Raw genomic sequence first — 14743 nt, forward strand, 5'->3', positions numbered from 1 at the left:
AAAATTCACACGTATGCTTCCTGGCTCTTCAGAATAAAATAAGGAACGTACAATGGCTGCTTCAACATTTTTTATTCCTTCCGTGAATGTAATTGGCGCTGATTCATTAAAAGACGCGATGAATACAATGGCGGAATATGGTTTTCGCCGTACGCTGATTGTCACAGATGCCATGCTGACGAAATTAGGTATGGCTGGCGAGATTCAAAAGGCATTACAGGAACGTGATATTTTCAGCGTCATTTACGACGGTACACATCCTAATCCCACGACCAGTAACGTCGCTGCTGGCCTGCAAATGTTGAAAGAAAACCAATGTGATAGCGTTATTTCCCTCGGCGGTGGTTCTCCGCACGATTGTGCAAAAGGTATTGCGCTGGTGGCGGCTAACGGCGGCGATATTCGCGATTACGAAGGCGTGGATCGCTCAGCAAAACCTCAGTTGCCGATGATCGCCATTAACACCACCGCGGGCACGGCGTCGGAGATGACGCGTTTTTGCATTATTACCGATGAAGTACGCCATATTAAAATGGCGATTGTGGATAAGCATGTTACGCCGCTGCTGTCCGTTAATGACTCCTCGCTGATGGTCGGTATGCCGAAGTCTCTGACGGCGGCCACTGGTATGGATGCGCTGACCCACGCTATCGAAGCCTACGTTTCTATTGCTGCAACCCCAATTACCGATGCTTGCGCGCTGAAAGCGGTCACCATGATTGCGGAAAACCTGCCGGTCGCTGTTGAAGACGGCAGCAATGCTCAGGCACGTGAGGCTATGGCCTACGCGCAGTTCCTCGCAGGCATGGCCTTTAACAACGCTTCTCTGGGTTACGTGCACGCCATGGCGCACCAGTTGGGTGGTTTCTACGATCTGCCGCACGGTGTATGTAACGCTGTTTTGCTGCCGCATGTGCAGGTTTTCAATAGTAAAGTGGCTGCCGCTCGTCTGAGTGATTGCGCTAAGGCGATGGGCGTGGACGTTGCTGGCTTGAGCGCGGAGCAAGGGGCGGAAGCTTGCATCGCGGCGATCCGCGAACTGGCGCAGAAAGTGAATATTCCTGCCGGTCTGCGTGAGCTGAACGTGAAGGAAGAAGATATTGCCGTACTGGCGACCAATGCCCTGAAAGATGCCTGCGGTTTCACTAACCCGATTCAGGCGACTCATGAAGAAATTATGGCGATTTATCGCGCAGCCATGTAATTCGTGATACCTGTCGTAAAGCAGGAAATGGCTGGCGAATAATTCGCCAGCCCCGTCTACCCTTGTAGTACCCCTACAGCAAGGAGACGGTCATGACCAATAATCCCCCTTCAACGCGTATTTATCCCGGCGAATATGGTTACCCTCTGAAGTTAAAAGCCCGATACGATAACTTTATCGGTGGTGACTGGGTCGCACCGGTGGACGGCGAGTATTACCAAAACCTGACGCCGGTAACCGGGCAATTACTGTGCGAAGTGGCCTCTTCCGGCAAAAAGGATATCGATCTTGCCCTGGATGCCGCGCACAAGATAAAAGACAAGTGGGCGCAGACATCCGTGCAGGACAGGGCGGCGATTCTGTTCAAAATCGCCGATCGCATGGAGCAAAATCTCGAGCTGCTGGCGACGGCAGAAACCTGGGATAACGGTAAACCTATCCGCGAAACCAGCGCGGCAGACGTGCCGCTGGCGATTGACCATTTCCGCTATTTCGCTTCCTGTATTCGTGCGCAGGAAGGGGGAATCAGTGAGGTTGATAGCGAGACCGTGGCGTATCACTTCCATGAACCTCTTGGTGTGGTAGGGCAAATTATCCCGTGGAACTTCCCGCTACTGATGGCCAGTTGGAAGATGGCGCCCGCGCTGGCGGCGGGTAACTGCGTGGTGCTTAAACCTGCGCGTCTGACGCCGCTGTCCGTACTGCTGTTGATGGAAGTCATCGGCGATCTTCTCCCACCAGGCGTAGTGAACGTGGTAAACGGCGCGGGTGGAGAAATCGGTGAATATCTGGCGACATCTAAACGCATTGCGAAAGTGGCGTTTACCGGCTCAACGGAAGTCGGGCAGCAGATCATGCAGTACGCCACGCAGAATATTATCCCTGTCACGCTGGAGCTGGGTGGGAAATCTCCCAATATCTTCTTTGCAGACGTGATGGATGAAGAAGATGCGTTCTTTGACAAAGCGCTGGAAGGCTTTGCGTTGTTTGCCTTCAACCAGGGCGAAGTGTGTACCTGTCCAAGCCGTGCCCTGGTGCAGGAATCCATTTACGAACGTTTTATGGAAAGAGCGATTCGCCGGGTGGAAAGTATTCGTAGCGGCAACCCGTTAGACAGCGTGACGCAAATGGGCGCGCAGGTGTCGCATGGTCAACTGGAAACCATCCTGAATTACATCGATATTGGTAAGAAAGAAGGGGCAGATATTCTCACTGGCGGGCGGCGTAAGCAGCTGGATGGCGAGTTAAAAGAGGGTTACTACCTCGAACCGACCATTTTGTTTGGTAAGAATAATATGCGGGTTTTCCAGGAAGAGATCTTCGGACCGGTACTGGCCGTCACGACCTTCAAAACCATGGAAGAGGCGCTGGAAATCGCCAATGACACCCAATACGGTCTCGGTGCTGGCGTCTGGAGTCGTAACGGAAATCTGGCGTACAAGATGGGCCGCGGTATTCAGGCGGGGCGTGTATGGACCAACTGTTACCATGCTTACCCGGCGCATGCGGCGTTCGGCGGTTACAAGCAGTCGGGCATCGGGCGCGAGACGCATAAGATGATGCTCGAGCATTATCAGCAAACCAAATGCCTGCTGGTGAGTTACTCAGATAAACCGCTGGGGCTGTTCTAATATCCCGTCACTTACTGCCCGGACGCGTTTAGCGTACCGGGCATCCCCAGGATGCTTACTCAGGTAAGTGGCTGGGGTGAACGAACGCAGCCAACAAAGAAGCAGCTCGATAGACGACGGGTATATATAGAAACCCATATATCGTTATATAAATAACACCATTGCATCCAATCTGGTCATTCCACTACTATTATCAACTCTATTGTTTAAATCAAACAGCAGCCGAATTTTTAATTTAAATCCCTGAGGCAAATATGTTCCTTGATTATTTTGCATTAGGAGTGCTTATTTTTGTATTCCTGGTCATTTTTTACGGGATTATTATTCTGCATGATATTCCCTATCTAATTGCAAAGAAACGTAACCATCCACATGCTGACGCAATACACGTCGCGGGCTGGGTTAGTTTGTTTACCTTACATGTTATTTGGCCCTTTTTGTGGATCTGGGCAACGCTTTATCGCCCCGAGCGCGGATGGGGCATGCAGAGCGCGGATCCTTCCCTGATCCAGCTTCAGGCACGGGTGGCCGATCTGGAAAAGAAACTGGGTGAGGCGAAGACCTCTCCGGCGGAGTAATATCGATGGATTTACTGATTGTTCTGACCTATGTGGCGTGCGCATGGTCAATATTTAAAATATTTAAAATTCCTGTAAATAAATGGACAGTACCCACCGCAGCCTTAGGCGGTATATTTATTGTTTGCGGGCTGATATTACTGATGAATTATAACCATCCGTATACATTTAAGGCGCAAAAGGCGGTAATTTCAATTCCCGTAGTGCCGCAGGTAACGGGTGTAGTGACGGAAGTAACGGATAAGAAGAATACGCTGATCAAAAAAGGCGAGGTTCTTTTTAAGCTTAATCCGGGACGTTATCAGGCGCGGGTAGATCGTCTGAAAGCTGATATTGTCACCGCACAGCATAAAGAGCAGGCTCTGGTGGCACAGTTAGACGAAATGCAAGCCAACACGCAGCAGGCAAAGGCCACGCGCGACAAACTGGCTAAAGATTACCAGCGCTATGCGCAGGGGAGTCAGGCGAAGGTGAATCCTTTTTCTGAACGCGATATCGACGCGGCGCGGCAAAACTATCTGGCGCAGGAAGCCGCGGTGAAATCCTCCGTTGCAGAACAACAGCAAATCCAGAGTCAGTTAGACAGCCTGGTGCAGGGTGAGAATTCGCAAATTGCCAGCCTGAAAGCACAGTTAGCTGAAGCGGAATTCAATCTGGATCAGACCGTGGTTCGCGCGCCCAGCGATGGTTACGTAACCCAGGTGCTGATGCGCCCCGGAACCTACGCCGCCGCGCTGCCGATGCGCCCGGTGATGGTGTTTATTCCGGATCAAAAACGGCAAATTATCGCCCAGTTCCGTCAAAACTCGCTGCTGCGACTGGAGCCCGGCGATGAAGCGGAAGTGGTCTTTAACGCCCTGCCGGGTAAGGTATTTAGCGGCAAACTGGCTGCCATCAGCCCAGCCGTACCGGGGGGGACATACCAGTCGAACGGGGCGCTACAATCCTTAAACTCGACGCCCGGTTCGGAAGGGGTGATCGCCACAATTGAGCTAAATGAAAATGCGGATGTGAGCGCATTACCTGATGGGATTTACGCCCAGGTCGCCGTTTACTCTGACCACTTCGAGCATGTGTCGGTCATGCGTAAGGTCTTGCTGCGGATGACCAGCTGGGTGCATTACCTGTATCTCGACCACTAGGTGCAGGCTATTTTTGAACCTGGGCAGTGTTCAAACTACCTGCGCCAATAACGCCTGTTGAGTCTGGTATCCTCATTTTGCTTACTCAGTCTGCTGCTCCAGCGACTGAGTAAGCTGCTGGCGGATCTCTGCCAACATCTCATCAAGAATAAACTGTACCCGCCATGGCTGGTATTCACGCTTGCGGAAAATCGCCACTAAATCCAGCCACCATTCATGTTGTTCTGAGAAACATGGGACCAGCAATCCGGATTGAACATCTTTTTGTACACTCGCATTCGGCGCAAAAACAATGCCCAGATGGTTACGTGCCAGCGCCAACGCAGACTGTGTATTGTCGCAGACATAATTTCCGGTCACCCGATAATCGTGCATTTCCTTGCCGCCGGCGGAGGTGAAGCGCCAGATATTGGCATCATCTATCATCATGGAATCAATCAGAATGCAGGAATGTTCTTCCAGCTCATCAGGGCTACTAATAGGATGTTGTTTGATGTATTCAGGGCTGGCAAATGCCGTCACTGCATATTTGGTAATAAAACTGGCGACCAGTGATTCATCTTTAGGGTGTGCATAGGTGATTAAAACATCACAATCATCAGGAAAGTCGACGCCTTCATAAAATGCTTTACGTTCAAGGTTACATGTTTTAAGTGAGAGGCTAATGCCGCCGATATTCTGAATTTTTGCAATAACATGTTGCGATAAGTAAGCAATAATTCCCGTTGGTGCATAGACCGTTACCCGCCCACGTTTTTCATGCTTATAATCAGCAATGAAACTATTGAGCTGATCGTTTCTTTCCAGCATATCATTGATGTAAGGAAGCAGCGCCGTACCAAACGGCGTAAGAGTTAGCTGCCGAGTGGTGCGGTCAAACACCTTTAATCCAACTTTTGATTCGAAATCAGCCAGATACTTGCTGACGTTGGCCTGTGCGATGCCGAGAACCGTAGCGGCATGACTGATGTTTTCACTGGCAGCAATTACCGAAATAATTTTCAGTTCCCGGTGTTTGAGTTGTAATTTGTTCATCGCCAAACCCAATATATATATGTTTGTATATATTACTATATAAATATGAATGTTGCATCGATGAAATTGTAAGCATTATTATGCACGCGCTTTGTAGCTTATTTTAAAATGGAATGTTGGCATGTTAATTAAACGCAATATTGTGGCGCTGTTCGCCTTTTCTTTTATGGCGAGTGCAACTGCCGCAGAATTTTCTATTGGTGCTGGCGCTGTATATAATGAATCTCCTTATCGTGGATATAATGATAACGTTCACGCAGTACCGCTTGTCAGTTATGAAAGTGAATCCTTTTATTTTAGGCAAACAACGTTAGGTTATATTCTTTCAAAAAACGAAAGTAATGAATTTAGCATTACTGCCTCATACATGCCGCTTGAGTTTGATCCAGGTGATAACGACGATCATGCGATGAAAAAGCTGGATAAGCGTGACGCGACCGCCATGGCGGGCGCTGCGTGGTATCACCATCAGAAATGGGGCAGTGTGAAAGTCTCCGCCGCAGCGGATGTGCTGGATAACAGCAATGGCTGGGTCGCGGAAATGTCTCTGTTCCGCCAAATGCCGATGGGCAAGCTAACGCTGACGCCGGCGATTGGCGTGCTCTACTATGACGAAAACTTCAACGAATATTACTACGGCATCTCTGGCAATGAATCCCGCCGTAGTGGGTTATCAAGCTACTCTCCTGGGGACAGCTGGACACCGTATGTTGGCCTGTCCGCTAAATACGCGTTGACCAGCAACCTGACGCTGCTGGCCAGCGCCAACTACAGTGCGCTGCCGGACGACATTAAAAATAGCCCGATGGTTGATCGCGATGACAGCTTCACCTTGATGTCCGGTCTGACCTGGCGTTTCTGATTCTCACCCGTTTGTCCTCAGGGAGGAGGGCAATCTTTTCAGTCGCCAGACCGGATAAGACGCGAAGCGTCGTCATCCGGTACGCTTACCGTTACTGCTCGTTTACCCAGATTCGCATTTCGCCTTCACCACGGTTCGCCCAGCTAAACCACGGAATAAACGTCAGCGTGTGCGCCTGGCGAGAAGCCGGTGAAACATCATAGTGCCACAAGGATTGCTGCGTCGCGTCGGCGCAGCTTTGCTTCACGCCTTCAGCCTGAATTAACATCTTATGGCTGAACAGCCCCTTACCCTCGAACACCCTGAATTCGTTCTCTTTCGCCAGCCACAGATTATGCAGTTCTTCGCCGTTGTCGGCCTGCTCCAGGCAATACACCAATGGCCCACGTTGAATAGCGACCTTACCGGCAACATGACGCACCAGTGGGTTTCCGTACACCCGACGCACTGGCATTGGCAGAGTCAGACTGAGCGTATCGCCCTCCTGCCAGGTTCGGCTGATGTGCAAATAGCCTTTGCGAATATCCTGCTCAACCGGTTGGCCATTCAGCAAAACCTGCGGCGCGGAGCACCAGTCAGGCAAGCGCAAGGCCAGGGTGTGATACACCGACTGCGGTGATTCAATGGCGATTTTCACCTGCTCATGCCATGGATAATCCCCGCTAATGCGCAGTTTGAGCGCGCCATCTGCCACGGGGACTTCCATGCTATTGCCCACATACATATTGATATACAGCGCGTCCTGACGTGGCGTGTAGATGTAATGGCCAATTGAGGTTAAGACGCGGGCGATATTGGGCGGACAGCAGGCGCAGCCGAACCAGCGTTGGCGAACGGGCTTCACGTGGTCGTAAATATGATTGAATTTTAATGACTTAGGGTGTACTTCCAGTGGGTTAACGTAGAAGAAGTGTTTACCGTCCAGCGCCATGCCGCCGAGAACGGTGTTATACAGGGCGCGCTCCATGACGTCGGCATACTGGCTGTCGGCCTCCATTTCCAGCATTCTGCGGGCGAACATCATCAGTCCGATTGAAGCGCAGCTTTCCGCGTACACGGAGTCGTTGGGCAGATCGTAATCGCTGCTAAACGCCTCGCCACTGCTTTGAGAGCCAATGCCGCCGGTAATGTACAACTGGCGCTGGGCCATATTTTTCCACAGACGCAGGCAATCCTGACGCTTGCCTTCGTCCTGGCTTAAACGTGCCAGGTGCGCCACGCCGGTCATCAGATATACAAAGCGCACCGCGTGACCGATAGCCGTTTGCTGTTCTGAAATGGGCTGATGTGCCTGGCTGTAGGGTTTATCTTTCACCATCCACGCCGGGCCGTAAGTGTGCCAGTAAGAGGTTTGCCCCCGCTTTTCGTACTCTTCGTCATAGAAATGGGGCTGAGCGCCGCGTTGTTCAACAAAGTAATTTACCAGCGCCATATAGCGTGGCTGCTGAGTCACTTCATATAAGCGCATTAAGGCCAGCTCGATTTCCGGGTGTCCGGGGTAGCCGCGTAACTGATTTTCACCAAGCCCAAACACGCTGTCGATATGATCCGCCAGGCGGCACACCACTTCTAACAGACGACGCTTACCCGTCGCCTGGAAGAATGCGACGCCCGCTTCAATTAAATGACCGGCGCAGTACAGTTCATGGCATTCGGCGAGGTTGGTCCAGCGTTCATCCGGAGCTTTTACCGTGAAGTAAGTATTGAGATAGCCGTCTGCACACTGTGCCGCAGCCACCAGTTCAATGACCTCATCAGCGGTTTTCTCAAGTTCCGCATCGGGTTTCTGGCACAGGGACCAGGCGACGGCCTCGAGCCATTTCGCCACGTCGCTATCCTGAAAAACCATGCCGTAAAACTCGCCGTCCTGCAGTCCCGCGGCGATGCGGAAGTTTTCTATCGCATGGCTTGGTTCCGCCTCTGCAATGCGGTCATTAAGCGCATCCCACTGGTAGGGGATCACCACATCACGCACCAACTGCTGATATTGTCCGAGGAACGGATCGCTGACCGTGAGCTTATGCAGGTCGACTTCCAGTACGTTCATTTCATGCTCCTTAAGGCTGTACATGACGCTGACGCAGATCGGTGGCAATGCGCGACATCATCGGGTTATTGAGTTTGCAAAGGCGGATAGACAGCGCCAGCAGCAGGTGGAACAGCGCGGGCAGCAGCGTTTCCATCGCGGTAATCCCTTGCAGCGAACTGGCGGTTTGGTTGCCAGCGCCTGGCTGATAGGCGACAAAAATAAACAACAGGCTGATGATCCCCGCGCTTGAGGCCCAAGCCAGCTTGATGAAAAACAGGTTGAAGGCGAAATTCATGCCGGAAGAACGCACGCCGGTTTTCCACTCGCCGTAGTCGTCGGCAAAGGCCATCAGCGAGAAATGCAGCGGCAGAGTAAAGCCCAGAATAATACCGTTGCCGAGGATCACCGCCAGCCACAGCGTCTGATAAGCCGGACCGGTTGGCAGGAACCACATCAGCACCGCCAGCGCCGTCAGCACCAGGTTGGTGTAGTAATAGAGTTTGACGGTATCCATGCGGCGGGTCAGCGGGCTGACGATCACCGAACCGATGATGGACGCGAAGGTGACCATGGTGAAAAACAGCGACGTGTAAGCGGTGCTGCCCTCCAGCACATAGGTAATGAAGTACATGTACCCGCCGCCGCGAATATTAAAGACGTTAATCAGCAGGAAAGACATTACCAGCATCAGTAATAGCTGATCATTTTTGCGCAGCCCGCCAATGTGTTCGCGCAGGGTAAATTTCCCCATCATCGCCAGCGGCACGCGCTCGCGCACCCAGAAGAAGCAGCACAGGAACATCACTACCGCGATGGCGCACAGGACACCTACGCCGAACTGATAACCCTGCGCAGCGTTGCCCTGACCCAGAACATCCACCATCCACGGCAGGCCGACGGAGACAAGGAATCCCGCCACGCCGCACAACACAAAGCGCCAGGACTGGCAGGCGATCACCTCATTGTGGCGGGTTGTCATGGTGTTGATCAGCGCACAGTACGGCACGTTGATGGCGGTATAGCCGACGGAGAGCAGCAGATAGGTGCCGAACGCCCAGGCAATTTTTACGCTCATGCTGGCGTCAGGGACGGTAAACGTGAGTACGCCAATAATGCCAATGGGAACCGCAACCCAAAGCTGCCAGGGGCGAAAGCGCCCCCAGCGGCTTTGGGTACGGTCGGCCAGCACGCCCATTATCGGGTCGGAAATGGCGTCAAATACGCGCAGGGCAATAAACAATGTACCAACCAGTGCGGGCGTTAACCCGAAGACATCGGTGTAGAAAAATGTCAGGAAGTTCATGATCAGACAGGTAATGACCGTCCCGCCCGCATCGCCTAACCCATAGCCTATTTTTTCACGCAGAGAGAGTTTGTCGTCCTGGGCACGCTGTGCCAAATCGGATGTCGTAATCGGAGCCGAAGTCATAAATAACTCCCGGAGAGAATGTTCAGAAAAATTCCCGCTACACTGCGGGTTATTTGTGGGTAATTTGCAAAGTACGTTATTTATTCTGCACGAAATGTTTGGAGCAACAAGGGAAGAGAAAAGTATAAAAAGATAACAATTCCGACTTCATTTAGAAAATGTGATTTCGATCCGGTGAAACCTGGGTTTATCGTGAATAATCAATAATAAAGACCGATTTAAATAATGCTGAAAGCGGGAATTTGAATATATATGCTCGAATTATCCATGTCTCTTCCGATTAAAGTACAAAATGGCGGATTATTTATTTCCCGGGGCGTGGGCAGTCATCCTGCGCGACGATTGCAATCCTGGGAAATTATCTTTGTCGAAAAAGGGACATTAACGATTCGCGAAGGCCAGACCGTTTTTTGCGTGAATGCCGGAGAAAGTTTGCTGCTGTGGCCGCAGCGCTCGCATATTGGCGTTGGGCAATTTCCGGCTAATTTGAAATTTTACTGGCTGCATTTTGAGGTGACGGCAGAAAGCGACGCATCAATAACGGAACCGTTACTTGCTATCCCTCAACATACCCGGGTGAGCGAGCCACAATATATTATCTCGTTGTTTCGTCAGTTCTTACGCGAGCAGGAAAATATTCATCGCAGCATAGCGCTGGAACTGATCCTGCTGCTGATTTTGCAGCAAATATCCGCGGCTGCCAGCGAGCAACCACCAGACAGTCCAGGTAATGCGCTGGCGTGGAAAGCGCAGCAGATAATTCACACTCAGTTCCACCTGCCGATTAGTGCCTCAACGCTGGCGAAAGAGCTGCATTGCAATGCGGACTATCTGGGGCGTGTATTCCGTAGCGCTTTCCGGCTGACACTCACTGAAGCGTTGCATCGCCAGCGGGTAAGGGCGGCAGAAAAACTGTTGATCAGTGATTCGCTATCGCTTACCGAAGTGGCGATGAAATGTGGATTTAATGAGGTGGGTTATTTTCGCAAAATCTTTCGCAAGCATACCAGCCTGACGCCCGCGGCGTGGAAACGGCGCTATTGCAAAGAGCATATTAATAGCGCCTGACCCGTTACTGCCCGTAATACGCATTCACGCCATGTTTGCGCAGATAATGTTTATCCAGCAACTCAGGCTGCATATCCGGCAGCTGCGGAGCTAACTGGCGCGAGAACAGCCCCATGTAGGCGCACTCTTCGAGCACCACGGCGTTATGTACGGCGTCTGCGGCGTCTTTACCCCAGGCAAACGGACCGTGTGAATGCACTAACACCGCCGGAACCTGCATCGGGTTCAGGTCTCGTTGCTCAAAAGTTTTAATGATGACTTCGCCGGTCTGGTATTCATATTCACCGTTGATCTCCTCAACGGTCATCAGACGGGTACATGGAATAGAACCATAGAAATAATCGGCATGTGTGGTGCCCCATGCAGGGAGATCAAGACCCGCCTGCGACCAGATCGTCGCGTGGCGTGAGTGGGTATGGACGATCCCACCGATCTCAGGGTAGCGGCGGTATAGCGCCAGATGGGTTGGCGTGTCAGATGAGGGTTTTTTACTCCCTTCAACCACGTCGCCGCTGGCGATATCCACCACCACCATATCGTCGGCGGTCATCACGTCATATTCTACGCCGGATGGCTTAATCACCATCAGTGTCCGCGTTTCATCTACTGCGCTGACGTTACCCCAGGTAAAGGTGACTAACCCATGAGCCGGAAGCGCCAGATTGGCTGCCAGCACCTCGGACTTCAGTTGTTCTAACATGGAAATCCTCCTTCCTGCATACGTGCCTCTATCCAGCGTCGTGCCTCGATAATTTCCAGTACTGGCTCTTTCGCTTTTTCAGTCCACATTTCAATCAGAAACGACCCGCGATAGTTCAGCTCATGCAGCGTTTTGAAGATACCAACAAAGTCCACACACCCTTCGCCAAAGGGCACATCGCGAAACTGGCCCGGATGGGTTTCGGTTACTGGCAGCGTGTCTTTCAGGTGGATAGCGGCGATACGGTCAATACCCAGCGTCAATTCGGCAGTGACGTCATTACCCCAGGCGCTGAGGTTGCCTACGTCCGGATAGACGGTGAACCACGGCGATGACAGCATTTCATCCCACTTTTTCCACTTGCTGATCGAGTTCATGAACGCGGTATCCATGATTTCTACCGCCAGCATGACCTGCGCGGCGGCGGCTTGCTCGACTGCCCATGCCAACCCTTCGGCAAAGCGCTGCTGCGTACCTTCGTCATGTTCTTCGTAATAGACGTCGTAGCCTGCCAGCTGAATGGTGCGAATACCGAGATCGCGCGCCAGACGAATGGCTTTGGTCATGATGTCGCGCGCCCGGACGCGTGCAGATTCATCGCGGCTGCCAAACGGAAAACGGCGGTGGGCGGACAGGCACATTGAGGGGATTGCCACACCGGTTTCCAGCATCGCGCTCACCAGCGATGCGCGCTGAGTGGGACTCCAGTCGAGACGCGACAGGCGTTCATCGGTTTCATCCACTGACATTTCGACGAAATCAAAACCGCAGCTTTTCGCCAGCACCAGACGCTCCGGCCAGGAGAGGTCTTTCGCCAGCGCTTTTTCATAGATACCTAACGGATGATTACGCATACTGTGCTCCCCAGATGGCATCGATTTGCGCATGGAATTCGCCAGCAACCTGCGTTGGGTTTTTCGCCCCAGCCAGCGCGCGTCCGGCGATAAAGGCTTTGACGTTGATATCGCGAAACAGCGGCAGGTCGGCGGGCGTAATCCCGCCGGTAATCGACAGTTCCAGACCAATATCGGAAAGCGCTTTCATGCGTGCCAGATCCGCTTCTCCCCACTGTTGCCCGCTGGCTTGGGCATCGCGCCCGCGATGGTAAATCGCCTGACGAACCCCTACGCGATACCAGTCTCGGGCGTCATCCAGCGTCCAGTTGCCGAACAGTTCCATCTGAATTTCACCGCCGCAGGACTGCGCGACGCCATGACCTTTTTCTACCGTCGCCAGCGGCGCAGCGCAGATGATGGTCATCCAGTTAGCGCCAGCGTCAAACGCTTGCTGTGCAAGGGTTTCGCCCGCATCGGCCACCTTCCAGTCGGCGACGATGATTTTATTTGGGCACTGGGCGCGTAACGCTTTTACGGCGCTAAGGCCTTCGGTTAAGCAGAGAATCGTCCCCGCCTCAACGATATCAACACTCTCTTGTAGCAGTGCGACATCGCGCTGGGCCGCCTGCAGGTTGGTGTGGTCGAGCGCCAGTTGCAGTAATGGTCGACTCATCATTCGTACTCCTTAATGCGGGCGTGGTAGCCCTGTAGTGCGGTAATTAAATTCTGGTATTGGCGGTATTTACGCTGGTAGCTCGCATGCGCGGCGGCGTCTGGCAGCAGCGTGCGTACCGGGTGCTGTAAGCTGCGCTGGGCGTCGCTGAAATCGTGATAAACGCCGGTGCCTACGCGGGCAGCAAGCGCTGCGCCAAAGCAGCCGGTCTCTTCAATCTGCGGCAGCTCGATACGTAAGCCGCTGACGTCGGCCAGCATTTGCATCCAGACATCTGAGTGCGCCGGACCTCCGGTGACGCGCAGGGTATGCGCCTGCGTAAAACGTTCGCGCATGCGGTTGAGGTGGGTCATGTGGCTGAAAACCACGCCTTCGTAGATGGCCTGTAATAAGTGGGCGCGAGAGTGTATAGCCTGCATGCCATAAAAGCCGCTGGTCATCTCCAGCCCGGCGTTGCTGCCGTACAAAAAGGGCAGGAAGAAAAGCTCGCTACCGGCTTTCGGTAAGCTGTCGACGGCCTGATTGATCTCATCAAAAGAGAGTTCGCCCCACTGAGCGGTAAACCATTCCAGATTGCCGGAGGAGGTCGGACTGGCTTCGTGAACGATGTACTGCCCGTCATTCACATAGCGGCCATAAACATAGGGATGGGCCTCGTGGTCACGCAGGCCGTGAGCGATCCCGCTGGTGACAGCCCAGGTTCCCATTACCGCGTTGAGGGTGTGCTCATCTTCAATACCGGCGCAGAGTGCGGTGGAAACCACATCAAACAGACCGCCGACGACGGGCGTACCCGCCGCCAGACCGGTGATGGCGGCTGTCTGAGCGGTGATTTCCCCGCATATTTCTGCTGAGCCAACGACAGGTGGCAGGGCAGTGTCGATTTCACTGATGCCCAACCATTGGGTCAATCGCGGGTCGTACTGACCGGTGGTCATGTTGTAGAGGTTCGACTCGGAGATATTGCTTTCTTCGCAGCCTTTGACGCCGGTTAAGCACCAGCGCAGGTAATCATGGCCCATCATGACGCTGCCAATTTGCGCGTAGCGCTGAGGGGTATTCTCCTTTACCCAACGCAGGAGCGATGCCGGATGCCCGGTCCACAATGTCTGGCGGGTGACCGGGTAGAGCTGCTCAGGGATCCCATCCTGCTGCCAGCGCTGAACGATGTCCATCGCGCGTCGATCGGAAGAGAGAATGGCATTGCCCAGCGGTTTATCCTGCTTATCAAGAAGAAACAGGCCTTTGCCCTGAGCGGAAATACCGACGCCTTTAATTTGATCGCCGCAGACGCCAGTGCGTTTTAACAGACCGGCAATGGTCGCGACGCACTGTTGCCACAGTTGGTGCATATCGCGTTCGGCGTAACCGGGTAACGGCGATATTGTCTGCAGCGATTGCCGGTTAATTCCCTGCTCATGACCTTTGGCATCATACAAACCTGCTTTCAGATATGTACCGCCACAATCAATACCCAGCCAGAAGGTCGCTTTCTCACTCATCTTTGTCATCTCATTTTGGCCGGATGACGCTGCGCTTATCCGGCCTGGGGTATG

The 14743-nt window shown here is 52.8% G+C and carries 13 protein-coding genes; 6 read left to right on the forward strand and 7 right to left on the reverse strand.

What is annotated here, in order from left to right; genetic code table 11:
• The first annotated feature begins 52 nt into the window (after positions 1-52).
• The 4 genes from yiaY to WHR59_RS00765 all read left to right on the forward strand — a co-directional run bounded on the left by yiaY (position 53) and on the right by WHR59_RS00765 (position 4555).
• Positions 53-1204 (forward strand): L-threonine dehydrogenase, encoded by a 1152-nt coding sequence (gene yiaY, locus WHR59_RS00750; RefSeq protein ID WP_043018712.1) that lies wholly within the window; start codon positions 53-55, stop codon positions 1202-1204.
• 92 nt (positions 1205-1296) lie between these two features.
• Positions 1297-2835 (forward strand): aldehyde dehydrogenase AldB, encoded by a 1539-nt coding sequence (aldB, locus tag WHR59_RS00755; protein ID WP_043018711.1) that lies wholly within the window; start codon positions 1297-1299, stop codon positions 2833-2835.
• A 254-nt stretch (positions 2836-3089) separates the two neighbouring features.
• Entirely contained in the window at positions 3090-3413 is a 324-nt protein-coding gene (locus WHR59_RS00760; protein WP_047407908.1) for a DUF3302 domain-containing protein, read from the forward strand.
• 5 nt (positions 3414-3418) lie between these two features.
• Entirely contained in the window at positions 3419-4555 is a 1137-nt protein-coding gene (locus tag WHR59_RS00765) for an HlyD family secretion protein (RefSeq protein WP_047407922.1), read from the forward strand.
• Between the two features lie 81 nt (positions 4556-4636).
• On the opposite strand, the gene WHR59_RS00770 is transcribed toward WHR59_RS00765, so the two are convergent.
• Positions 4637-5590, reverse strand: a complete 954-nt coding sequence (locus tag WHR59_RS00770) for a LysR family transcriptional regulator (protein ID WP_043018708.1) — start codon at positions 5588-5590, stop codon at positions 4637-4639.
• A gap of 121 nt (positions 5591-5711) precedes the next feature.
• Here WHR59_RS00770 and WHR59_RS00775 point away from each other — a divergent pair, with 121 nt between their 5' ends.
• Entirely contained in the window at positions 5712-6452 is a 741-nt protein-coding gene (locus tag WHR59_RS00775; RefSeq protein ID WP_047407925.1) for a MipA/OmpV family protein, read from the forward strand.
• 91 nt (positions 6453-6543) lie between these two features.
• Here WHR59_RS00775 and WHR59_RS00780 read toward each other — a convergent pair whose 3' ends face one another.
• Both WHR59_RS00780 and WHR59_RS00785 read right to left on the reverse strand, forming a co-directional pair.
• Positions 6544-8499: a glycoside hydrolase family 127 protein gene (locus tag WHR59_RS00780; protein ID WP_181634213.1), complete on the reverse strand. Its 1956-nt coding sequence runs from the start codon at positions 8497-8499 to the stop codon at positions 6544-6546.
• Between the two features lie 10 nt (positions 8500-8509).
• A complete protein-coding gene (locus WHR59_RS00785; protein WP_181634214.1) occupies positions 8510-9910 on the reverse strand; it encodes an MFS transporter in 1401 nt (466 codons plus the stop codon).
• 252 nt (positions 9911-10162) lie between these two features.
• On the opposite strand from WHR59_RS00785, the gene WHR59_RS00790 reads away from it, so the two are divergent.
• Entirely contained in the window at positions 10163-10978 is an 816-nt protein-coding gene (locus tag WHR59_RS00790; protein WP_338843524.1) for a helix-turn-helix domain-containing protein, read from the forward strand.
• Between the two features lie 4 nt (positions 10979-10982).
• Here WHR59_RS00790 and araD read toward each other — a convergent pair whose 3' ends face one another.
• The 4 genes from araD to WHR59_RS00810 are packed head-to-tail and all read right to left on the reverse strand — an operon-like array spanning position 10983 to position 14689.
• Positions 10983-11678: an L-ribulose-5-phosphate 4-epimerase gene (gene araD / locus WHR59_RS00795; RefSeq protein WP_080625963.1), complete on the reverse strand. Its 696-nt coding sequence runs from the start codon at positions 11676-11678 to the stop codon at positions 10983-10985.
• Positions 11672-12532: an L-ribulose-5-phosphate 3-epimerase gene (locus tag WHR59_RS00800; RefSeq protein ID WP_043018702.1), complete on the reverse strand. Its 861-nt coding sequence runs from the start codon at positions 12530-12532 to the stop codon at positions 11672-11674. The genes araD and WHR59_RS00800 overlap by 7 nt, the downstream gene beginning before the upstream one ends.
• Positions 12525-13187, reverse strand: coding sequence for a 3-keto-L-gulonate-6-phosphate decarboxylase UlaD (gene ulaD / locus WHR59_RS00805; RefSeq protein ID WP_043018842.1), 663 nt, complete (start codon positions 13185-13187; stop codon positions 12525-12527). Before ulaD ends, WHR59_RS00800 begins: the two co-directional genes overlap by 8 nt.
• Positions 13187-14689 (reverse strand): FGGY-family carbohydrate kinase, encoded by a 1503-nt coding sequence (locus WHR59_RS00810; RefSeq protein WP_338843525.1) that lies wholly within the window; start codon positions 14687-14689, stop codon positions 13187-13189. The genes ulaD and WHR59_RS00810 overlap by 1 nt, the downstream gene beginning before the upstream one ends.
• Between the last annotated feature and the right edge of the window lie 54 nt (positions 14690-14743).

Source organism: Citrobacter europaeus (assembly GCF_037482245.1).
GTDB lineage: Bacteria > Pseudomonadota > Gammaproteobacteria > Enterobacterales > Enterobacteriaceae > Citrobacter > Citrobacter europaeus.